Consider the following 19,872-nt stretch of genomic DNA (forward strand, 5'->3'; position numbering starts at 1 on the left):
CTCCGGCTCAGACCGAGACGTTGCGTCTCAACCGTCCGGAGCCGCAGCCGGCTCGCCAGCCCGCTCCGGTCCAGCCGGCGGCGGCACCCTCCGCCGGTCGATGCCGTCGAAGCGCGGCTGCGCGACACCGCGCGCGGCTGCCTGAACGCCTACCGCGGCTGGCGCCAACAGCCGGGCGAAGCGTCGATCCAGACGTTGTCGGAAGCGGTGCACGAGTTGCGCAAGGCCTTGGCCCGCATCGAGATCGATATGTCGGCCAGCCGTCGCGAAGAGCAGGCGATCCGGCCCATTCCGATCCCGGCGCATCGCACAGCACGCCGCACGCCGTAAGTCAGGGCCATCAGAACGGGTCTTCGCAACGCTGCTTGAGTTGTTGAAAAAGCCCTTCCCCGCCGATCGGGGGAAGGGCTTTTTTCATGCCCCCGGACCTTCGGTCTAGGCCGTCGGAAACACCGCCTACCTCCAACGCCGCAGGAAAAAGCCCTACGGACTCCAGTGGAATAGCGGCTATAATGAGTGCAACAAAGCAATCATAAGCCGGAGGAACGCCCCATGACCTTCCGCAGAAACGCCGAGCTGCCCGAATCGGTGAAGCGATGCCTGCCGTTGCCCGCTCAGGACATTTACCGGTCGGCCTTCAATCACACCTGGCAGGGCTGCCGGTCGCCGGAGGCTCGCCATGCCATGCAGCGCGAGTTGCTGGCCCATAAGGTCGCCTGGGCTGCGGTCCGGCGGCGTTACGAACCGGACGGCAGCGGCTGGCGCCCCAAGCATTGAGGCTTCAGGGTCCAAGGGTTCTCTTCCCCCTGGCGCACATTATTCCTTCTCCACCACCGTGTAGCTGCTGAGGTCGCCCTTGGCCCGTTCCTCGGACGGCAAGCGTCCCTGAACGATGTAGCAGATGTTTTCGGCCACGTTCGTGGCGTGGTCTCCGGCCCGCTCGATGGACTTCGCCACGAACAGCAGATGGGTGCAGCCGGTGATCTGTGCCGGCGACTCCATCATGTAGGTCAGAAATTCGCGGAACAGGCTGGTGTAGGCCGCATCCACCTGCCCATCCCGATTGCGGACGGCCATCGCGCGCTCGGCATCCTGACCGTCATAGGCGGCCACCACGTCGCGGATCATGCCGAGCACCGTCTCGCCCATCCAGGACAGCGAGGCGACGGGCGGTTCCACCGGCAGGCCCGCCAACGTGACCGCACGCTTGGCGACCGAACTCGCGAAATCGCCCATGCGTTCCAGGTTCGAGGCGATCTTGAGCGCCGATACGATGTCGCGCAAATCCTTCGCCATCGGCTGACGCAGCGCCAGCAACCGCACGCTCAGCGCTTCCAGCTCAAGTTCCAGCCGGTCGATCTCGGCGTCGGCCTCGATCACCTGCGCGGCCTTGCCGGCGTCACGCTCCGCAATGGCCTCCAGCGCGGCGGCGAACTGCTCCTCCACGAGCCGCCCCATGGTCACGACGATCTGGTGCAGGCGCGCCAGTTCGGCGTCGAAGGCCGCCACCGTATGTCCGCCAGTCATTCCGAGCCTCTTTCCCTTGTTCCTTTGCCACGCCGCACCGGTCCGGCGTCGCATCGCGTCCGGCAACAGAACAGCATGTTAACAATTAAACGAGATTATCTTATGACACTGCTAACGCGCTGGAGTAACCGCGCCCATCCCCCTGCACCGCGCCGGGAACGGGCCGATTGTCGGACGGGGTCATGACGCCACATGAGTTGGTCGCCGTGCTGGAAAAGCACGAGCGTTGGCTGAAGAACCGGTCGGGCGGCAATCGCGCCAACCTGACCATGACCAACCTGGAGGGATCGAATCTCGCCGGGGTGGAACTGACGCAGGGCAAGCTGTCCGGGGCCAACATGGCCCACTGCGACCTGTCCAACGCAAATCTCAGCCACGCCGACCTGTTCGCCGCCCACCTGACCAAGGCCGACCTGACCGGCTGCAACCTCTACCGGGCGGATCTGCGCGGCGCTCATATGCGCGGCGCCAAGCTGAAGCGGGCGATTCTGAAGGAAGCCGACCTGCGTGGCGGCGCTCTGCTCTACGGCGGGAATGGGGCCAACGGCAGCAAGGGCCTGGACTTCGTACGGTCCGACCTGTCCGGCAGCGACATGGACGACGCGATGATGTCGAACGCCAACTTGTCCGGCGCCGACCTGACCGACGTGTCGATGAATGGGGCGGACTGCGAAGGTGCGCTGATGGCCGGGGCGACGCTGATGCGCTCCACCATGAAGAACTGCAATCTTGCCCGCGCCGACCTGCGCGGCTGCAATCTGTCCGGCGTCAACCTCCAGGGCGCCATCCTGCGCGACGCCAACCTGAACGGTGCGGTTCTGGCCGGCGCCAACCTGCGCAACGCCGACCTCCAGGGCGCGAAAATGGAAGGGACCGACCTTGCCGGGGCGGACACCACCGGTGCCAACATGGCGCGCTCCGCCGAGAACTTCTCGATCCAGATCCAGGAAGCGCTTCACAATCATTACACCTGGATCAACACCAACGGCGCCATGGGATCGCGCGCCGACCTCAGCGGGGCGGACCTGTCGCACATCGACCTTCACGGCGTGAATTTGTCGGGCGCCAATCTGCGCGGCGTGCGGCTGGTCGGCGCCAAGATGCGCGATTCGCTGCTCATCATGTGCGACATCTCCACCGCCGACCTGACCGACAGCGACTTCAGCGGCGCCATCCTCGACGGGGCGACCCTTCGCGGCACCAACCTGTCCGGCGCCCGGTTCGACGGGGCGGGCATCGGCTGGGTCGATATCAAAGGTCCGGACGGACGGCCGACCGGGCGGCTATGGGCGGCCAACCTGACCGGCAGCAACTTCACGGGAGCCTCCTGCATCCGCACCAACATGCGCGGGGCTAATCTGGCCGGCTGCGACTTCTCCAACGCCGACCTGACCGGCGCGATTCTCAGCGACGCGAACATCCGCGACGCACGCTTCACCGGCGCCAACCTGACCGGAGCCAGCCTGCCGCCGCCCCCCGATCCGGACGACTGACCGGAACGATCGGCTCCGGACTCGTTGGGTCGCCCCCTGTTCGGTTGCCACCGCGCCTACCCCAGATCGTCGTCTCCGCCGACGGGGGGCAATCCGCCAAGATTTGCAGACACCCGGCGCAGCACGCTGACAGTCAGTTCCAGTTCGCGCGGCGAGATGCCCTGGGTGGCGGCTTCCTCGATCTCCTCCGCACCCGGAAGGATGTCGGCGCGCAACGCCTTTCCCTTTGGCGTCAGGTAGATGTTCACCTTGCGGCGGTCGTGGGAGTTGCGCACTCGCTGGACGAGATCGCAGCGCTCCAGGTTGTTCAGCGCCGTCACCGTAGTGGGTTCCATCATGCCGACCCGCTGGCTCAATTCGCGCTGGGTCAGCCCATCCTCCTCCCACAGGGCGCGAAGAAAATACCACTGCCCCATGCTGACGCCATGGTCGGCGATGCGGATCTGCAGCGCACGCGCGATGGCGCGATGCACCTCCCGCACGGCGCGCGGCAAGGTCATGACGGACGGGGGAAGCGCGTCGGCATCCTCCCCTTGCGGCTCAGCGACGATGGGTTCCTGTCTCTTGAAACGCCCAACCATGACGACGATCTCTCGGCAGACGTCCGTCAGGCCGTGGTGCGGCGCAGCGGACGAAATCAACTTGCCCGATCATATCTTCTCTCGGAAAAATCGCAAAACAATTGCGGATTTAAATTTCTCGTGCATGCAATAATATGTCTTATAACCGGCCCGCGATCTTTCGTCGACGTTTTCATATTTATGCGTATGACTGCCGAGTTCTACGCCCGACACGCGGCAAGGGCGGCGGTGCCCGGCCTGGAAACCTGCCGGCCCTGAAATGTGCCGGCCCTGAAACGCGAATGACTCTGAAACGTTTGTGACAGGGCGGAGATTGGGTTGCGCGCCCGGCCATCCGCCCACTAACACGGCACAGCACACGCAAGAGCACAGGAGCACCAGCTTATGCGCCCCACCACCGGACGCAACGTCACCGTCGCGGCGACCCAGATGGCCTGCGGCTGGGACCGCGACGCCAATGTGAATGGCGTCGAGCGCCTCGTGCGCGACGCGGCGGCGCGCGGCGCCCAGATCATCCTGCCGCAGGAATTGTTCGAAACGCCTTATTTCTGCAAGGACCAGAAGCAGGATTTGTTCGCCCTCGCCCACCCGGTCGAGGATCACCCGGTGATCGCGCGGATGAGCGCGCTCGCCCGTGAACTCTCCGTGGTCATCCCCACCAGCTTCTTCGAGCGGGCGCGGAACGCCTATTACAATTCCCTTGCGATGATCGATGCGGACGGCACGGTCCTCGGCGTCTACCGCAAGTCCCACATCCCGGATGGTCCGGGCTATCAGGAAAAATACTATTTCAACCCCGGCGACACCGGCTTCCAAGTCTACAAGACCCGCTACGCCGCCATCGGCTGCGCGATCTGCTGGGACCAGTGGTTCCCGGAATCGGCCCGCACCATGGCGCTGAAGGGGGCGGAGATCCTGTTCTACCCCACCGCCATCGGGTCCGAGCCGCAGGACGGTTCGCTGGACAGCCAAGCCCACTGGACGCGGGTCATGCAGGGCCATGCCGGAGCCAACCTGATGCCCCTGGTCGCCTCAAACCGCATCGGCCGGGAAGAGGGTGACACCTGCGGGATCACCTTCTACGGCTCCTCCTTCATCGCCGGACCGACCGGGGAGTTGGTTGCGCAGGCCGACCGCGACAGCGAGACGGTCCTGACCGCCAGCTTCGATCTCGACCGCATCGCCGCGCAGCGCGCGTCCTGGGGCATCTTCCGCGACCGCCGGCCGGAGCTTTACGGCCCGCTGCTGACCCTTGACGGCGAGTCCCCCGTCCGCCGCTGAAACCCGGAACCGGGCCGCCCGGCATCACACCATGATGCCGGCGGTGCCGCTCCGCTGGCCAATGCCGAAGGCCGACGCATATGCCGCCGCGCCACGCGCCGCCAAGGCCGGCGCGGCGGTGTCGCTAGGCCTCGCACCGTCATCTCCGCTGTCCTGCCCGTTGGGTGAACCGTCGCTCCGCGCGACCGGATCCGAACCCTTCCGCCGCAATTCCTGCTGCGCCTGCATTTTCGCGGCATCGGCCTGCTGGGCGACGCGAAGGTCCTGTGCCGAGGGGTCGGATGGCGCCAAAGCCGCCGCCTTGACCGTGTCCATCTTGCGCACGGTGGCTTCGGGATCACTCTCCGCGCCGATGTCCACCTGCACTTCGCCGGCGGTCGCGTAGTTCTTGCCGTCCGGTCCGCGGGTGAATGTGAAGGAGGCACCGCCCGCGTGAGGGCCGCCCGCCGCCTGATGCGCCGCCTCGTGCTGGCGGACGCTGGCATCGATGCGCTTGAGTTCCTGGACCTGCCGCTGCTGATCGTCGGTCAGCGTGCCGGGCTGGCCCGCGCTTGTCCGGACAGTGTCGTGATCTGCGGCCTGGGCACCATCCGGGGTCCGGTCACGCGCCGCTTGGCCGGGCCGCAGGAGCGGCACGCCATAAACGCCACTGGTCGATACACCGGCAACCATGGGCCGCGGCTCCTGCGCGCTCCACGCGATGCTCCGCAGTCTACACGCAGCATGGCGGCGCGGCAACGCAGCTTGGCCGTTGCCTTTTCTGAGATATGCACGCATTAGTATTCATTGCATCAGGCTTTGACGGCCAAAACGGAATCTGACCACGGTGCCAGCACCATCGATGTGTGAGTCTGCGCGCAGAATCCTCTCCCTTTTGGTGTCGTTGTCGGCGCTGACGGTCTGGGCGCTCGCCGTGTCGGCCGCGGAGCCGGCATCCCCGGTGCTCCACGCCCGCAATACGGCACCCCCCTCCCAGGCGATCCCACCGCCTCGCGCCAGCGCCAGCCGTCCCGCTCCCGGCCCGGATTCCCTGTCACCGATCGAGGCCGCCTACAGCGAGCGGGCGGGCTCCCTCCTTCTCCAGTTTGGCTACGACCAGTTCGGCGAGGCCCCGCCGCCGCGCGACGGATCGGGCGGCGTGCAGGCGGACTACACGCTGGGTCCGGGCGACGAACTTCTGGTGTCCCTGCGTGGCCAGAAATCCTCCAGCAAGCGCCACCTCATCGACGGGGCGGGGCTGCTGACCGTCGACGATGTACGGCCCGTCGTGGCCCAGGGACTGACCCTTGCGGAATTGCGCGCCCAGCTGGCCGACGCGGTGACGGCCTCCTTTCCGAACACCGAGGTGTACGTCTCGGTGACGGAAATCCGGCGGATCGGCGTCCTGGTGACCGGCGCCGTGGCTCGTCCGGGCCGTCAGGAGATTAGTGCCTTCGCCACGCTGATCGACGCGTTGACCGGCGCCGGCGGTGTCACACGTGGCGGCTCGCTCCGTCGCATCCACCTGTTTCATGCGCACGCCGCGGCAGACGCCCCTTCGACCGGGTTGCCCATCGACTTGTACGACCTGTTCATGACCGGGGACGGCGCGAACGCGGGCATTCGGTTGCGCGACGGCGACCGCGTCTTCGTGCCGCCGCTCGGCCCCACGGTGGCGCTGGCCGGGCCGCTGAAACGTCCCGGCGTCTATGAGCTTCCCCCCGGCGAGGACCGCCTGCCGATCGCCGTGGCGCGGGAGATGGCGGGAGGCCTTCTGCGGCCCGGCGCGCATCGGGCGCTTCGCTACGCCATCGGTCCGGACGGAGAGGAACGGGCGGAGGAGCTGTCCGACACGGACGCCACCCAACTGGGCGACGGTGACCTGCTGCTTCTGGCACCCCGCCGGGAGGATCGGCGCGGCGACCTGCGGCTGGACGGCCATGTCCTGCGCCCCGGCGCCCGGGCGTTGGAGCGGACCCCAAGCATCGGGGCTCTGGTTTCCGCGGCCGATCTCGGACCGGCGCCCTATCTTCCCTTTGCCGTGCTCGCCTCCGTTCATCCGGGCAACCGCACGCGCGTCCTGCGACCGGTCGATTTGGGAGCCGTGCTCGGCGGCCGTGACCGCCGCCCCCTTGCCGAGGGCGACGTCCTTTACGTGCTGGGCGCGGACGATGTGGACTTCCTGACCTCCGAACCGGTGCTGGAGCTGCTGCGCGGCGCGCGCGAGCCGGCCCCGGACGCGTGCCGCGGCCTTGTGGTGCTGGCCCGCGCCCTGACGGCGCAGCCGGACGGGCCGCTTGCCAACGCTCCGCAGGCGCGGGCGGCGGCGCGGCTGACCGGCGGACGCGGCCCCTGCCCGCCCCTGTTCGAAGCCGTTCCCGACCTGCTCGTCTTCGCGCTTGAGCATTCCACCCTGCTGATGGGCGGCGTCTCCCGCCCCGGCTTCTACCCCTCCAACGGACGGGGCAGCGCCGCGGAGCTGGCGCTCGCCGCGGGCGGGCGGGAGTCCGGCGCCTACGCGCCCCCCTTCGGCGGAGCATCGCAACACCGCCCGGTGGCGGCAGGGAGCATTGTGGAACCCGATGAGCCGGTCTACGAGTTGACCGGCCATGCCCGCCGCCCCGGCGTCCGCCCTCTGGCCGGAGGCGCCACGCTGCGCGACGCCTTGACCGGCGGCGATGCGCTGAAGCGGGACGTCTATCCCCTGCTGGGCGTGATCGAGCGCTTCGACCGCCGCACCCTCGCCCATCGACTGATTCCCTTCTCGCCACAGGAGGTGACATCCGGACAGGCCAACCGCGCGCTCTCTGACGGCGATCGGGTACGCCTGCTCTCCACCGCCGAGGTCCGTGCGCTGACCAGTTCCCCGGACAAGGAACGCAAGCCCGAGACTCCCCCGACCAACACCGGACCACCTGATGCCGAACCACCCAACACCGAACCACCGGGCGCCGAACCGCCCAACGCCGAACCGCCGCTCCCCGGCGACATCGCGGGGCTGGTAAGGGAACGCGGGGTGCAGGTGCGGGGCGCCGTGCGAACACCCGGCACTTATCCCGTGGCGGAGACGGCGACCGTCGAGGCCCTTTTGGCAACCGCCGGCGGCCCCGCCGCGACCGCCGATCTCGCCAGCCTGGAAATCACCACCACCACCGGCCAGCGCCGCCGCCTGGACCTCCGCGACGGTGCGACGGCCCGGACGGCGCTTCATCCGGGCGACAGCCTGCGCGTCAATCCCAAACCCCAGGCACTGGAGGCGCGGGCGGTGACCATTTCCGGCGCAGTGCGCCGCCCCGGCGCTTACGACGTCGCACGCGGCGAGACGCTGTCGTCTCTGATCGACCGGGCCGGCGGCCTGACGGAGGAAGCCTATCCTGCCGGGACCAGTTTCCTGCGCGACAGCGAGCGCAAGCGCGAGCGCGCCTGGTTCGACCAGCAGGCCCGCGACCTGGAACGCTGGATGGTGCAGGAGGTCGAGAAGGGCGAGGCTGCGCGCTCGGACGTGGTCGGGCTGGCCCGGCAGCTCGCGACCCAGCTGCGCGGGGTGGAGCCGCTGGGCCGCATCGTCGTCGAGGCCGACCCACTGGTGCTGCGCCAGCGGCCCGAACTGGACGTGCTGCTGGAGCCGGACGACCGCATCCTGATTCCGAAACGCCCCCTCACCGTGACCGTCACCGGCGAGGTGCTTCATCCGACCGCCGCGCAGTTCGTCAGCGGCAAGACCGCCGAAGCCTATCTCCGGGAGGCGGGTGGCGCGAGCCGCAACGCCGACGACGCCCGCATCTTCCTGGTTCTGCCGGACGGGCGGGCGCAGCCGCTGTCCCTCTCCTCTTGGAACCACACCGTTACGGCGATCCCGCCCGGCTCGTCCATCGTGGTGCCGCGCGACCCGAAGCCGTTCGATCTGATGGAGTTCTCCAAGAACATGGGCACCATCCTCGGTCAGCTCGCCATTTCGGCGGCGGCCATCGCGGTGATCTCCGAGTGACGGATGAAGCGGAAACGGTCCGGTTGGCCGTGGTCACCGTGGTCCGCGACGACCTGCCCGGCCTGCTCGCCACCCACGCCAGCCTGCGCGCCCAGACCGTGGCGGCCTACGACTGGTTCGTGGCGGATGGCGCTTCCACGGACGGGACGGCCGCATGGTTGGCCCGCCATGGGGACGAAGCGGCCTGGTGGCGCTCGTCGCCTGACCGCGGCCTGTACGACGCCATGAACGTCGCGCTGGATGCCATTGCCGAGCGGTCCTCCTCCTGCGCCTCTCCGTGCAGCCACATCCTGTTCCTCAACGCCGGCGACCGGCTGGCCGACGGTCGGGTTCTGGAGCGGCTTATCCCCATCCTGGCCGCGCGTCCGGATGCCGCCCTGTTCTATGGGGACGCGCTGGAGGAGCTTCCCGGCGGGAGGCTGGTCGTGAAGCCGGCGCGCTCGCACCGCCGCGCCTTGCTGGGCATGTTCACGCATCACCAAGCCATGGTCTACCGAATGGCTGCCTTGCCCGGAGTCCGATTCGATCTGCGGCACGCGCTGGCCGCCGACTATGCGTTCACCTTGACGGTCCTCAAGCGAGGGGACCCGGCCCACCGCTTGCCACTTCCGGTATGCATTTTTGCCCCCGGCGGGCGGTCCCGGCAGGACCCGGCGCGTGGCCGGCGGGAGCAGGCAATCATCCGCCGCGAGCTGCTTGGGCTGGGCCGAACGGCCAACGCAACAATATGGGGATTACAATGGCTTGCCATTACCTTGCGCCAGACAATTCCATGGCTTTACGCGAAATATCGTTTCTCATCAAATGAACGATCGTTTCTTTCATAAGCTTTGCCGACTGTTTCACGCATCTAGCTGTTGATGCGCACGAAAAGTTGCATAGAATTTACTTTCTGAACTAACCAATTTCCCTGGTGGCGACGTCCACCTCCATACTGAGGGTCTATTATGAGTGCCACGAAATCCAAGCTATCGCCCGCCCACACACTGTCACGCCGTGGCGAGGGTCCCAACCCCATCGACATTCATGTCGGCGCCCGGCTTCGGCTGCGCCGCACTCTGCTCGGCCTGAGCCAGGAGAAGCTGGGCGAGGCGGTCGGGATCACCTTCCAACAGCTCCAGAAGTACGAGCGCGGGTCCAACCGCATCAGCGCCAGCCGCCTGTTCAACCTGTCACAGGTTCTGGGCGTCCCGGTCAGCTACTTCTTCGAGGACATGCCGTCGCCGGAGCACATCGCCACCCCGTCGCCCGACGTTCCGCCGTCCGAGACGGAAGAGTTCGAGTCGATGGCCCGCCGTGAAACCCTGGAACTGGTCCGGGCCTATTACCGCATCGAGGACTCCTCCGTGCGCAAGCGCACCTTCGACCTTCTCAAGGCCCTCGGCGGCGAGCGCGCCCTGGACGAAGCGGTGTAAGGCACGGCACCGTCGTTCGACCCTCAGTCATCGGTGGACGCGGGAGGCCCGGCACGCCGCCTCGCGTCCGCGATCTTCAGGCCGATCTGCCAATAGTAAAAGGCCCGCGCCAGCGCGTGTTGGAATCCCGGACTGCCGTCCAAGAACCCCAAACGCCAAACATACCCATACAGAAAGACCAGGAGCGGGCGCGCCGGCACCACGCCGAACCAAGCCTTCAGCCAACGGCGCGCGCCGGATTCCCGCCGAATCAGGTCCACCATCCGTCCATCCGTCCGCAGCGCCGCCTCCCAATCAGCGTAACGGGCGTGCCGGTCGAACCACGCCGCGATCGGTTTGTCGTCTGAATGGGTCAGGCTGTGGCGCAGCCGTCCGACGGTGCCGGCGATCACCGGCTGATAATGGCCCTCGACCTCCCACATGGTAGCAACGTCGAGGTCGGGCACAGTCGGAAAGTGCGCCTTCCGGCGGTCAAACAGGACGAGTTTCCGGTTGCGCGCGCCGAAGCGCAGGCGCCGGCCAAGAAACACCGGATGCCCATCGATGAAGTAGCCGGCATGCCGCGGCCCCGCGCTCATGAGCGCCGCGATCTCCTCCACCAGCGCGCCGCCGAGTCGCTCGTCCGCATCGACGAACAGGACCCAGTCCTGGCGGAACGGCAGTTGGTCCAGGCACCATTGCTTCTTCTTCGGATACCGCCCGTCCCACCGGAAGGGCACGACCCGTGCGCCCGCCGCCTCGGCGATGGCCGGCGTTCCGTCGGTGCTGCCGCTGTCCACCACGAAGCGCTCGGCGAAACTCCCCAATGCGGACAGGCAGAGGGGAAGGTTGACCGCCTCGTTGCGGGTCATCACCACGACCGACACGGGGATCATGGAACCGCCTCTCCCCCGGCCCGCCACAGGCGCCGCAGGCTGACGGTGATCGCCCCGGCCATTAGCCCCACCAACGCCGCCATGGGAACCACGCGCAGGGGATTCGGCCAATCCGGGCGCTGCGCCGCAGCGGGCGGTTCGATGGCGTCCGCCGCCAGCGGCAGATCGACCTCGATCATCATGGCGATCCGTTCCTGCTCAGACAGCAAGTTGGCAAGGGCCTGCCGGTGTTCCGCCACGGTGATCCCGGCCAGACGGGCACGCGCGTGGGCGATCTGGGCGGCGCTGCGCCGGGACGCCTCCGCCCGCAGATGGGCGTCGGTCGCCTGGGCGGCGGCGGACAAAATCCGCAGCGCCATGGCGCGGTCGGCGTGGCGAAGGCGCAGCCGCCGCATCGGCCCGCTGCCCACCATGTCAACGGTGAGTAGGTCCTGAAGAGCGCTCGCCACCCGCTCCGCATCGGGTTCCACCCAGTCCGACCGGCCGACCAGCGCCAGGAACATCCGCTTGGCGGACGCCATGGGACCGGGCGCGGGGCGCCAAGCCTCCACCTCCCCGTCCCAACAGTCGGGAAACAGACCACGCAGCAGCAGCGGATCCGCCATCATCCGCTCTGCCACCGGAATGGAGGTGAACAGTTGGAGGTAACGCGCGAAATCCGAGAGGATTTCGTCCCCCGGACCGGGTTCCGACGCGGCGGCGGCGGATTCCCTGCCGATCAGAACGGGCAACCGCGCCCCCATGGCCGCCGCACCGACGCGCGCGGTCGGCCCGATCACCATCACCGCAGTGTATTGCGGAACCACCAGCCGCAAGGCTGTCACGGACGCCACCACACCCAAAACCGTCCCAACGAGCAGAATCGGCCAGCCCTCCCGAAACGTCCGCAGGAACCGCCGCAGCCGCAGTCCCGATTCCACCCTTTCGGCCTCCAACGGGGAGCGGCGCAGCGGCATTCCATCAGGCATGGGGGAGGCCCCGCCCGGGCGGAACGGACGCGCCGCGCAGCCTCGTCTGGCGCAGCATCTCGGCCAGCGACGCAAATCGCCGGGCCGCCGCCGTGGCGTCCCAAGCCGATGCGACGGTCAGCGCGCGTGCCCCGTGTGCCGCACACAACAGCGGATCGCCGGCATAGCGGCGGATCGCGGCGGCCAGCCCCGCCACGTCGTCCGGCGCCAACCTTTGCCCGCAGCCCTCCAGCATGGCCGCCGCATCGCTGCCCGCCGGCCCCAGAAACAGGCAAGGCCGGCCGGCCGCCAGCGCGCCGGCCACCTTGCTGGGCACCAGCAGCCCTTCGGCCAGCGGGTCCATGGTCGCCAGATGCAGATCGGCCGCGGACAGGCTTTCGGCCAGACGGTCCGGCGGCTGGAGCGGGAGCAACCGGACGTTCGTCAGCCCGCGCCGTTCCACCGTCTCCGCCACGGCGGCCCGCCGCCGCCCCTCCCCGATCAACAGAATCGCAATGCCGGGATCGCTGCGCGCCAGCAGAGTCGCCGCATCCAGCAGAGGATCCATCGGATGGGCCAGCCCCATGTTTCCGGAATAGGCCACGGTGAAACAGCCGCCCAGCCCATGCTCCCGCCGGAACGGGTTGTCCGCGCGCGGCACCGGCCGGATGCGCGGATCGGACCAGTTCGGCAGGACGGTGATCCGTTCCGCCGGCACCCCCGCCGCCACCAGCCGTCCCGCCATGCAGCGCCCGATGGCGACCACCGCGTCGTGGCTGCAAAGCGCCCGAGCACTCGCCCGCTCCGTCATCCGCATCAGCGGTTCCGGCAAGTGGATGCCGAGCACCGGCAACAGTGCCGGAAACACATCCTGGCTCCAATGAAGGGACGCCGCGCCATGTCGGGCGGCAATCAGCGGACCGGCGCAGCCCAACAGAGGCGGATCGGTCATGGTCACCACGACGTCGTGCCGCGGCAGGCGCAACGCCCGCTGAATCAGCCGAACCGCGGCGGCGAGATAACCGCGGGCGGTCAGTCGCGGGGCTCTGGGCACCGCCCGTTCAGCACGCGGAGCATCCCCACCGGTGCGGCGAACGGCGACACCCGGCGGCGCATCGCTGGGTCCGCACCCGTCCGCGACGACGGTGACCCGCCAGCCCATTGCCGCCATCCGCCCCGCCAAGTCGGACATGCAACGCCCGGTCGCTCCCTTGTCCGGAGGAAACACACGGTTGACGAACATGATGGATGGAGAATCCACGGAGGTGGGATCTGTGCAATTGTTCAACACGCATAAGTATGCATTTCCTTCAACGCGGCGGCAACCGCTTCCCGCGCTCCGCCGCCAGCACGGCCAAGGTGAGCAAAAGACCGGTGTCGAGGTATTTGAAACTGGTGTGCGCCCCAAGCGCCATCAGCAGCGGCGCCGACGCCGCCCAGCCGAGCGCAGGATCGGAACGGAGGAGCGCCAGCACACGCGGAGCAAGTCCGCCGAGATAGGCAATCAGGGCGCACAGGCCGATCACCCCGGTCTTGGCCAGGGCATAGGTCACGAGCGTGTGGGTGTAGGACACGCGCCATCCGCCGACCGCAGGATTGGCGAGGAGCGCCCCCCACCCCTGCCCGAACAGGAAGGCGGCCGGAGAGGACAGGGCCTGCCCGAGGGCGGCCTCCGCCTCTTCCCACCGGGTGTTGGCCCCGGCCAGCCGGGTTTTCTCAGCCGCCTGCCCCAGAGCGCCGAACAAAGTCTCGGGAAACAGCGCCACCGACAGCAGCGCCGCCACCGCCACGCCCAACCCAGCCAAGGGTGCCCGGCGCAACCACCACAGCCCCAGAGCGGCGAAGGCCACGGCGGCAAGCCCCAACGCCATGCGGTGCACCGCTCCGGCCAGCGCCACCAGACACAACAGGCCACCCAGAATCGAAGCCACACCGGCGGCACGCCGCAGCCACCCACCCTGCGTCAGCATCCCGATTCCGAAGGCCGGCAGCGCAATCGCGGCGAACAGGACCGATGGCGCGTTCAGCAGATAGACGCCGCCATCCGCCATCGCCCGCAAGCCGACGGCGCCGAAGCCCCAGTCCGTCTGCTTCCACCAACGCAACGCGAACCCCACACCGGCCACTGCAAGACCACCGGCCAGAAGGCCGACCGCACGGTCGGGAGCGGCGCGCAGCATCGGCACCAGCAGCACCGGGAGGAAAAGATAAAGAAGCGGCACCATTAATCTATTCTGTTTCAATGGGGTTCCGGTAAACCGGATCGGTGATGGAGGCTTGAGGTGGGAGGGGGCGGGAAACTGTTGTTCCTCGTCCGTTCTCATGGCAGCATCGCCCCATGAGCCACGACCATCCCCCTCGCGCGATCCTTGAAGCTGCCATCGCCATGGCCGGCGGGCCGGAGTTCTGGAACAACACGAGCCCGGAGATCCGCAACCAGTACATCGCCATGGCGGAAGCTGCGGCCCCCGCGCTGATGGGTGGTGGGGCGATAGCCTGGGCCGACCTTCAGCGGACGGTAGAGTTCGTGCTGTCGCAGAACCGCGGCATGCAGACGGCCAAGAAGCCCGACGACGTGGCTGTCACCATGCTCGCCATGAAACTGGTGGAGCACATGCGCGGGTCCGGCTACACCGTGTTTCTCGGACGTCCTGCCGACGCTCCCAAGACACACGGTCCCAAGCAATGATCTACGCCGAGCTTATCCAGGCCATCAACGCGGCCCGTCGCGATCCCGGTGGCTGCACCCCGCCTGTGGTCGACGCGGCGCGCGCGGGCGGCGAAGAGGCGCGCCTGAGCGTCAATGCGATCCTCGGGTGGGAAATCCGAAATGGTCGACGGGCCGGGCCGGGCGACGAGGCCGCCGTGATGGAGCTGCGCGCCACGCTCGTCGCTGGGATGGGGGCTGCGGGCGGAAAAGCCTGATCCGAAATCGTAGGACGGGATTGCATCCATCCAGCAGGCACACTTTAATGGGACCATTGCATCCCATCATGGACAACCCAATGTTCAGCCGAACTGCGTTGATTGCATCGTTTGTTGCTGCGATATGGTGCGGAAATGCAGCCGCCGACGATTATAGCGATAGGCTCGGGAAACTGTCCGATCTTCTCACGAAAGCACGGATAGGATCTTCCAGCGATCAGTGGCTAGTTAAGCACAACGCATTTGGTGACATGGAGAGGGTAGCTATCATATTCGGGTTTTTGGATGACAATGAGTTCTGCAGAGAGATTGCGGAATTTTATATGATGAAGTACCCGAAGGCCCGATACTACTGCATACCGGCAAACTAACTGGTTTCTGGCGGGGCCGCTCCGGTTTCGGCGCGGCCCCTGCCCTGCCCGATCACCCCATCCCGAGCAGCGCCGGGAGCATCCGGGCCACGGCCCCGGTCAGGTCAGTGGCGCCGGTCAGGTAGTCGGCGACCGCCAGTACAACGGTCACGGCGACGGCGACCTTGCCCTTGTGCTGAGCGAGCATGCCGCCCTTGGTGATGGTGGTCATGTTCATGGTGCGGCCCCTCCTTGCGGGCACGAAAAAGCCGCCGGGCGGGATGCCGGGCGGCAACTGGTAAGCGATCGTTGACAGTTCGGTCAGGCGGCCTCGAACAGCGCTTGTTCCGCCGCCCGCCGCTTCACCAGCCCCGGCAGCTCCGTCTTGACGCCCTTCACCGTGGCGAACACCCACCGCCCGAACTGGCCGGCGGCGCCCTTGTAGTCGCCCTTGTTCAGCAGGCGCAGCAGGGTCGACTCCCGCAGAGCCCCTGCCCCCAGGTTGAACACGAAGGAGGCCAGGGCGCCGCGCTGCCGATCGGTGAGCGGCACCTTCACCAGCCGGTCTACCGCCGCCGCGGCCTCAGCCATATCGGTGCGCAGGAAGACTTCCGCCTGGAGGGACGTGATGGTCTGGCCCACCCGAACCCCGGCGGTGTGGCCGTAGCCGATGGTTGGGACGCCCGCGGGGCACAGGTAGGCCTTCAGGTACAGGCCTTCGAAGTGGCGGACCAGGGTCAGGGCGTCGGGGTGGATCTCGCGCTGGTCGGTCATGAGGGGGCTCCAGAAATGCAAAAGGCGCCTCGCGGGCGCCGGGTCGGTCAGGTGTTGGAGGGGATGATGTGTGTATCGAGTCGCTTGGTGCATCCTCCTGCCGCTTGAGCAGTGGATTGGGAGTGGATACAATCCCTATTGTGTTTGGCTGCAGCCGGTTTTCTGATGATTATTGTCAACCACGAAGCCGAGGCGTTGGCATCAAGGCGTGATGCCGCCCTACTTCACCAAAATTCTATCGCGACGCTCGCCTTAGGGTCATCCCATGGCGAATACGGATTTGATCCGGAGTATTTTCCGCATTCTTTTAACTTATGCACTGCAAGCCAAGATTTGTACTACAGCTTGAATACTTACCTTTGGGCGGCCGAAAGGCTGCACAATATACGAAATGTTATTGTTTTTTATTCGGTGTTTTCTCCTGGGTTTGAACTCGCAAAATCTGGGGAGAAATTAAGATGTGTGGCGTGGCGCAGGGCTTTCGGAATCGCGCCTTCTCAGCACGACAGCGAGCTTAATGGCGTCGAGAGTGTCGCGCCAGACGAGCGGCGATACTCCAGAACGCTCAATGATGGCTTTGGCTTTTGTCGCTCAAACGATAAGTTCTTCTTTCCCGCAGAATACACCGCCCTGCGCAGAGCCCACGATCATCTGCGGTTCAGCGCGCTTGCGATGCCAAATTGCCCGATGCACATCCACCTTGAAGTCATGGCCGACGCCTGCATGAAGCGTGGGCATGATCTATTGGTTGTCGTGCCGCCGGCGCGATCCGACTACCGCGCCCACCTCCCTGTCGGTCGCTATTTCGGGCCACTTGAAGCGCTCGCGAAGCGGAAGAGGTTCACTCTCGTGAACCTCTTTTCCGATCACGTCTTCGCCGACGAGGATTTCGGCGATTATGACCACATGCTCCCGGCCGCTCAAGGTCCGCTCAAGCTGGCGCAGGCGTTAAGATCCGCTAGCCATCTCCCAATTCAAGAAGACGCTGCTTGAGGCTGCCGATCTGTTCGAGCGCGGCGTCTCGCTCGACGAGAGCCTGCCCCATAGCCGTCAAGGCGTCGGACTGTACGCGGGACAGCAGATCGCCGAGCGGGAAACTCGGGGCCGCCTCCAATGTCAGCGGCTCCGCTGCGCCGACAGTTTCGCCGACAGTTTCGCCGCCGTCCGATATCACATACCTGTATTGGATGTGCGCTCCAGAAAGAGCGCCGGTTTTGTCCCAACGGATCAGTAGCTCATAGGGCTGCTTGAGAGTCTGCACCGATTGTCTCCTTACGATACAATGCTGCCATCCGGCCAACGCCAAGCCGCGCCATCGGCGACGGCGAGGCGCTTGTTGCTTGAGCCGTCCGAAACGAAAACAACCGCACGCGCGCTGGGCGACGGCATGGTTGCGACCGTGTAGCTCGGCAGGCGCGGTATCCCGCTGAAGTCTACGCGACCAGAACTCACCTCCATCTGCGAGACGCCCCCGATGCGCACCTGGAACGGCGTGCTGGCGGCCACCCCCGACGAAATAGTGTTGATGTGCGCTATGCCGCCCAGAGCCGGCCCATCAACGCCAAAGAGCGCGCCATTTGGCGACCCATCACCGGCCCCACTGTTAATCACGCCCAGCCGAACAGTTTGACCCACTGTCCCCGAAGCGGGAGAAACGAGCACACGCTCCCCCCCCACTGCACTACTGCGTGAGCCAACGGAAGTGAACCCGTTCGCCGGCGCCAAATAGAGCGGTCCACTTTGCGTTGCGATCCGCGGCGTAACGACTGAATAAGGCGTTCGCAATCCAACTGCGCTGGACGCGAATTGTGCTCCGTATGTTCCCGGGGATTCCGCGAGGCCAGTCCACAGCGGGTCCACGCGAACGGCCACCGCGCCGACAGGGGTGGACCCGTCATGATAGGCGTTTGGCCCAATTGCGCCCCCCTGAACGGCCACGTCAGTCCGGCACCATATCTGTTGCGGGCTATGATTTCTGAAGGCGCAACCAGTGATGACGGCCGCGAACGCGCCCGTGACGTCCGTGTCTGCCGGGGCATTCCACAGCATGATTCCGCAGTGCAGATTCATATCCGTGTAGCACCCGTCGACAACCGTCGGCTTAGAGGACTGCCCGGTCTGACGGTAAAGAGTCAGGCCGGCCGCGTTTTCGTCATCCGACGTCTTATCGAAATGACAGTTTGTGTACTTGTTGCCGCCCCACGAGCGATCAATCCAACCCCAGCCGCAACTGACGTAGAGTTCGTGAAAGTAACTGTCGCTGCAATCGATCGAAACAGCATAACCCGCGTAGCTTTCCCCTGTGGAGAAAGCGCAACGCGACACCCAGTTCACCCAGGACAATTGGTCGCCAACGCCCATGGAGCGAAATGCTCCGCCGCTCGCGTTGGCAACCAGAAGGTTGATGAGCCGGCATAGTCGCATCGCCCGGAAATCAAGCGCCCATGACACAGTGCCGCTGTTGACCATCAGCGTGATATTTTGGATGGTCACGAGTTCCAGCGCCGCCGCCTCGTTGGCATTTTTCAGGCAAGAGCCCTGCGTTCCCGAAACATACCAAACGAGCTTCGACCCGCCAATCTGAGCGTTCGTGTCAGCATTAGCAATGCCTTCACCAACAATTGTCAACCCTGATGGAATAGTAAGAGTGCCCGTCAGGGAATAGTTGCCACCCGGGACGTAAAGCGTCTTTTTAACAGTTGTCGCAACGTCAATTGCAGCCTGAAAGGCGATGCGATTGCTCTCCGGGTCTGTGCCGTTTCCGCGAATAGCCCCATAATCCAGAACATTTACCACATCACCCGTTCGGGCGCTTAACTGGCGCGGCGTCGTAGACCCTGCCGTCAGCACAGACAGGGCCGACCCATCGCCGTTGTCGCGCAGGAATGGATGCTCCGCCGACCAGAATTCGACGCAGCGCCACAGGCCCCCGCCCTCGCTGACGACCAGGGCAAGGTCCCCGGCCCCGGTCGTGATGTTGGCGCCTCCGGGGAGGATGATCTTGGCCGGGTCCTGCACCAGCGTGGCCGCGGCGTCGAAGCGCAGGAGCCGCTGAGCGCCAGCCTGGGCCGCTCCGAATGACGCGATGCTGGCCGCCCCGGTGACGGGAACGTAGTTGCCCGTCACGGCCCCAAGGTTGACCGTGGCCGCCGCCGCGACGGACTGCGCGCGGGCTTGGTCGAGCGCCGCGGCGTACAGGGCGATGCGCTGCGCCGTGACGCGCGCCACCTCCACCCCCTGGATTGAGGCCGAGAGCGCCCCTGCGGCGGGCCGGCTGAGTCCGGTCCCCGGCTCGTCGGCGAAGGCGATGCCGGGCAAAGCCGTCGTGCCGTCTGGAAACAGGCCAAGGGCGGTGACAACGTTTTCCAAGGCCGTCAGGAGCGCGTCGGCGCGCTGAACCCAATCCTGAGTGATCGCATTGCTCATTCTCACCACTCCACAATCACGCCACCCGCGGCGCCGTTGGCCCCCGAGCCGCTGCCCCCGGAGGTGCCGTAACCGGCGCCCGCGCCGCCCGGCCAGATGCCGTGTCCGGCTCCGTCACCGATGCCGCCATGCGAGCCGCTTCCTCCCATAGGGGCCGACCCGCCCGTTCCGCCGACGCCCAGAAAGCCCGGGCCGCCGGTCTGGCCAGCAATGTTCAGGGTGCCGCCCGAGCTGGCGCCACCGCTCCCGCCCGCTCCAGGGGTTCCATAGCTGTCTCTTATACACATCTGACGCTGCCGACGATTATACGC

Annotated in this window: 20 protein-coding genes and 2 pseudogenes; 10 read left to right on the plus strand and 12 right to left on the minus strand. The window is 66.5% G+C overall.

Going from position 1 to position 19,872, the window contains the following annotated elements; translation table 11 throughout:
* Together Q4I23_RS17675 and Q4I23_RS17680 are read left to right on the plus strand one after the other, a co-directional pair.
* Positions 1-330 (plus strand): annotated as a pseudogene (locus Q4I23_RS17675) (hypothetical protein); the annotation flags it as partial.
* A 222-nt stretch (positions 331-552) separates the two neighbouring features.
* Positions 553-777: a ChaB family protein gene (locus Q4I23_RS17680; RefSeq protein ID WP_237903649.1), complete on the plus strand. Its 225-nt coding sequence runs from the start codon at positions 553-555 to the stop codon at positions 775-777.
* A 39-nt stretch (positions 778-816) separates the two neighbouring features.
* Here the strand turns inward: Q4I23_RS17680 and phoU are convergent, their stop codons facing one another.
* On the minus strand, positions 817-1,527 hold the full coding sequence (phoU, locus tag Q4I23_RS17685) for a phosphate signaling complex protein PhoU (protein ID WP_014240338.1): 711 nt from the start codon (positions 1,525-1,527) through the stop codon (positions 817-819).
* A gap of 182 nt (positions 1,528-1,709) precedes the next feature.
* On the opposite strand from phoU, the gene Q4I23_RS17690 reads away from it, so the two are divergent.
* Positions 1,710-3,020, plus strand: a complete 1,311-nt coding sequence (locus Q4I23_RS17690; protein WP_498527042.1) for a pentapeptide repeat-containing protein — start codon at positions 1,710-1,712, stop codon at positions 3,018-3,020.
* A 56-nt stretch (positions 3,021-3,076) separates the two neighbouring features.
* Here the strand turns inward: Q4I23_RS17690 and Q4I23_RS17695 are convergent, their stop codons facing one another.
* Entirely contained in the window at positions 3,077-3,601 is a 525-nt protein-coding gene (locus Q4I23_RS17695; RefSeq protein ID WP_498527043.1) for a MarR family winged helix-turn-helix transcriptional regulator, read from the minus strand.
* 384 nt (positions 3,602-3,985) lie between these two features.
* Here Q4I23_RS17695 and aguB point away from each other — a divergent pair, with 384 nt between their 5' ends.
* Entirely contained in the window at positions 3,986-4,882 is an 897-nt protein-coding gene (gene aguB / locus Q4I23_RS17700) for an N-carbamoylputrescine amidase (RefSeq protein WP_498527044.1), read from the plus strand.
* A 24-nt stretch (positions 4,883-4,906) separates the two neighbouring features.
* On the opposite strand, the gene Q4I23_RS17705 is transcribed toward aguB, so the two are convergent.
* The gene (locus tag Q4I23_RS17705; protein ID WP_498527045.1) at positions 4,907-5,554 is read right to left on the minus strand and encodes a putative metalloprotease CJM1_0395 family protein; all 648 of its coding nucleotides are present in this window, start codon (positions 5,552-5,554) and stop codon (positions 4,907-4,909) included.
* 205 nt (positions 5,555-5,759) lie between these two features.
* Here Q4I23_RS17705 and Q4I23_RS17710 point away from each other — a divergent pair, with 205 nt between their 5' ends.
* The 3 genes from Q4I23_RS17710 (at position 5,760) to Q4I23_RS17720 (ending at position 10,264) form a co-directional block, all read left to right on the plus strand.
* Positions 5,760-8,849 carry an SLBB domain-containing protein gene (locus tag Q4I23_RS17710; protein WP_498527057.1) on the plus strand — a complete coding sequence of 1,030 codons (3,090 nt, stop codon included), beginning with the start codon at positions 5,760-5,762 and terminating at the stop codon, positions 8,847-8,849.
* On the plus strand, positions 8,846-9,676 hold the full coding sequence (locus Q4I23_RS17715) for a glycosyltransferase family protein (RefSeq protein WP_498527046.1): 831 nt from the start codon (positions 8,846-8,848) through the stop codon (positions 9,674-9,676). Before Q4I23_RS17710 ends, Q4I23_RS17715 begins: the two co-directional genes overlap by 4 nt.
* A 120-nt stretch (positions 9,677-9,796) precedes the next feature.
* A complete protein-coding gene (locus Q4I23_RS17720) occupies positions 9,797-10,264 on the plus strand; it encodes a helix-turn-helix domain-containing protein (protein ID WP_014240329.1) in 468 nt (155 codons plus the stop codon).
* A gap of 23 nt (positions 10,265-10,287) precedes the next feature.
* Here Q4I23_RS17720 and Q4I23_RS17725 read toward each other — a convergent pair whose 3' ends face one another.
* The 4 genes from Q4I23_RS17725 to Q4I23_RS17740 form a co-directional block, all read right to left on the minus strand.
* Complete coding sequence (locus Q4I23_RS17725; RefSeq protein ID WP_454018308.1) at positions 10,288-11,139, minus strand: glycosyltransferase family 2 protein; 852 nt, start codon at positions 11,137-11,139, stop codon at positions 10,288-10,290.
* On the minus strand, positions 11,136-11,963 hold the full coding sequence (locus Q4I23_RS17730) for a hypothetical protein (protein ID WP_498527047.1): 828 nt from the start codon (positions 11,961-11,963) through the stop codon (positions 11,136-11,138). The genes Q4I23_RS17725 and Q4I23_RS17730 overlap by 4 nt, the downstream gene beginning before the upstream one ends.
* A 136-nt stretch (positions 11,964-12,099) precedes the next feature.
* The gene (locus Q4I23_RS17735) at positions 12,100-13,329 is read right to left on the minus strand and encodes a glycosyltransferase family 4 protein (protein WP_498527048.1); all 1,230 of its coding nucleotides are present in this window, start codon (positions 13,327-13,329) and stop codon (positions 12,100-12,102) included.
* 67 nt (positions 13,330-13,396) lie between these two features.
* A complete protein-coding gene (locus Q4I23_RS17740; protein WP_498527049.1) occupies positions 13,397-14,311 on the minus strand; it encodes an O-antigen ligase family protein in 915 nt (304 codons plus the stop codon).
* 113 nt (positions 14,312-14,424) lie between these two features.
* On the opposite strand from Q4I23_RS17740, the gene Q4I23_RS17745 reads away from it, so the two are divergent.
* The gene (locus Q4I23_RS17745) at positions 14,425-14,775 is read left to right on the plus strand and encodes a hypothetical protein (protein ID WP_498527050.1); all 351 of its coding nucleotides are present in this window, start codon (positions 14,425-14,427) and stop codon (positions 14,773-14,775) included.
* On the plus strand, positions 14,772-15,011 hold the full coding sequence (locus Q4I23_RS17750; RefSeq protein ID WP_498527051.1) for a hypothetical protein: 240 nt from the start codon (positions 14,772-14,774) through the stop codon (positions 15,009-15,011). Before Q4I23_RS17745 ends, Q4I23_RS17750 begins: the two co-directional genes overlap by 4 nt.
* Positions 15,012-15,434: 423 nt before the next feature.
* On the opposite strand, the gene Q4I23_RS17755 is transcribed toward Q4I23_RS17750, so the two are convergent.
* Together Q4I23_RS17755 and Q4I23_RS17760 are read right to left on the minus strand one after the other, a co-directional pair.
* Positions 15,435-15,599 carry a hypothetical protein gene (locus tag Q4I23_RS17755; protein WP_498527052.1) on the minus strand — a complete coding sequence of 55 codons (165 nt, stop codon included), beginning with the start codon at positions 15,597-15,599 and terminating at the stop codon, positions 15,435-15,437.
* 83 nt (positions 15,600-15,682) lie between these two features.
* Entirely contained in the window at positions 15,683-16,135 is a 453-nt protein-coding gene (locus tag Q4I23_RS17760) for a lysozyme (RefSeq protein ID WP_498527053.1), read from the minus strand.
* A 165-nt stretch (positions 16,136-16,300) separates the two neighbouring features.
* Here Q4I23_RS17760 and Q4I23_RS17765 point away from each other — a divergent pair, with 165 nt between their 5' ends.
* Positions 16,301-17,128, plus strand: a complete 828-nt coding sequence (locus Q4I23_RS17765; protein WP_498527054.1) for a hypothetical protein — start codon at positions 16,301-16,303, stop codon at positions 17,126-17,128.
* On the opposite strand, the gene Q4I23_RS17770 is transcribed toward Q4I23_RS17765, so the two are convergent.
* The 3 genes and pseudogenes from Q4I23_RS17770 to Q4I23_RS17780 form a co-directional block, all read right to left on the minus strand.
* Positions 17,094-17,396 carry a hypothetical protein gene (locus Q4I23_RS17770; protein WP_498527055.1) on the minus strand — a complete coding sequence of 101 codons (303 nt, stop codon included), beginning with the start codon at positions 17,394-17,396 and terminating at the stop codon, positions 17,094-17,096. The genes Q4I23_RS17765 and Q4I23_RS17770 overlap by 35 nt on opposite strands.
* Positions 17,397-17,407: 11 nt before the next feature.
* Positions 17,408-19,561 carry a glycosyl hydrolase family 28-related protein gene (locus Q4I23_RS17775; protein WP_498527056.1) on the minus strand — a complete coding sequence of 718 codons (2,154 nt, stop codon included), beginning with the start codon at positions 19,559-19,561 and terminating at the stop codon, positions 17,408-17,410.
* A gap of 2 nt (positions 19,562-19,563) precedes the next feature.
* Positions 19,564-19,872 (minus strand): annotated as a pseudogene (locus Q4I23_RS17780) (hypothetical protein); the annotation flags it as partial.

The organism is Azospirillum sp. UFLA03-27, from assembly GCF_059803775.1.

Excerpts from the sequence above, each read along its gene's own strand:
- Q4I23_RS17680 (WP_237903649.1), top strand. The coding sequence starts at position 553 with ATGACCTTCCGCAGAAACGCCGAGCTGCCCGAATCGGTGAAGCGATGC.
- phoU (WP_014240338.1), bottom strand. The coding sequence starts at position 1,527 with ATGACTGGCGGACATACGGTGGCGGCCTTCGACGCCGAACTGGCGCGC.
- Q4I23_RS17690 (WP_498527042.1), top strand. The coding sequence starts at position 1,710 with ATGACGCCACATGAGTTGGTCGCCGTGCTGGAAAAGCACGAGCGTTGG.
- Q4I23_RS17695 (WP_498527043.1), bottom strand. The coding sequence starts at position 3,601 with ATGGTTGGGCGTTTCAAGAGACAGGAACCCATCGTCGCTGAGCCGCAA.
- aguB (WP_498527044.1), top strand. The coding sequence starts at position 3,986 with ATGCGCCCCACCACCGGACGCAACGTCACCGTCGCGGCGACCCAGATG.
- Q4I23_RS17705 (WP_498527045.1), bottom strand. The coding sequence starts at position 5,554 with ATGGTTGCCGGTGTATCGACCAGTGGCGTTTATGGCGTGCCGCTCCTG.
- Q4I23_RS17720 (WP_014240329.1), top strand. The coding sequence starts at position 9,797 with ATGAGTGCCACGAAATCCAAGCTATCGCCCGCCCACACACTGTCACGC.
- Q4I23_RS17725 (WP_454018308.1), bottom strand. The coding sequence starts at position 11,139 with ATGATCCCCGTGTCGGTCGTGGTGATGACCCGCAACGAGGCGGTCAAC.
- Q4I23_RS17735 (WP_498527048.1), bottom strand. The coding sequence starts at position 13,329 with ATGTTCGTCAACCGTGTGTTTCCTCCGGACAAGGGAGCGACCGGGCGT.
- Q4I23_RS17740 (WP_498527049.1), bottom strand. The coding sequence starts at position 14,311 with ATGGTGCCGCTTCTTTATCTTTTCCTCCCGGTGCTGCTGGTGCCGATG.
- Q4I23_RS17745 (WP_498527050.1), top strand. The coding sequence starts at position 14,425 with ATGAGCCACGACCATCCCCCTCGCGCGATCCTTGAAGCTGCCATCGCC.
- Q4I23_RS17750 (WP_498527051.1), top strand. The coding sequence starts at position 14,772 with ATGATCTACGCCGAGCTTATCCAGGCCATCAACGCGGCCCGTCGCGAT.
- Q4I23_RS17755 (WP_498527052.1), bottom strand. The coding sequence starts at position 15,599 with ATGAACATGACCACCATCACCAAGGGCGGCATGCTCGCTCAGCACAAG.
- Q4I23_RS17760 (WP_498527053.1), bottom strand. The coding sequence starts at position 16,135 with ATGACCGACCAGCGCGAGATCCACCCCGACGCCCTGACCCTGGTCCGC.
- Q4I23_RS17765 (WP_498527054.1), top strand. The coding sequence starts at position 16,301 with ATGATTATTGTCAACCACGAAGCCGAGGCGTTGGCATCAAGGCGTGAT.
- Q4I23_RS17775 (WP_498527056.1), bottom strand. The coding sequence starts at position 19,561 with ATGAGCAATGCGATCACTCAGGATTGGGTTCAGCGCGCCGACGCGCTC.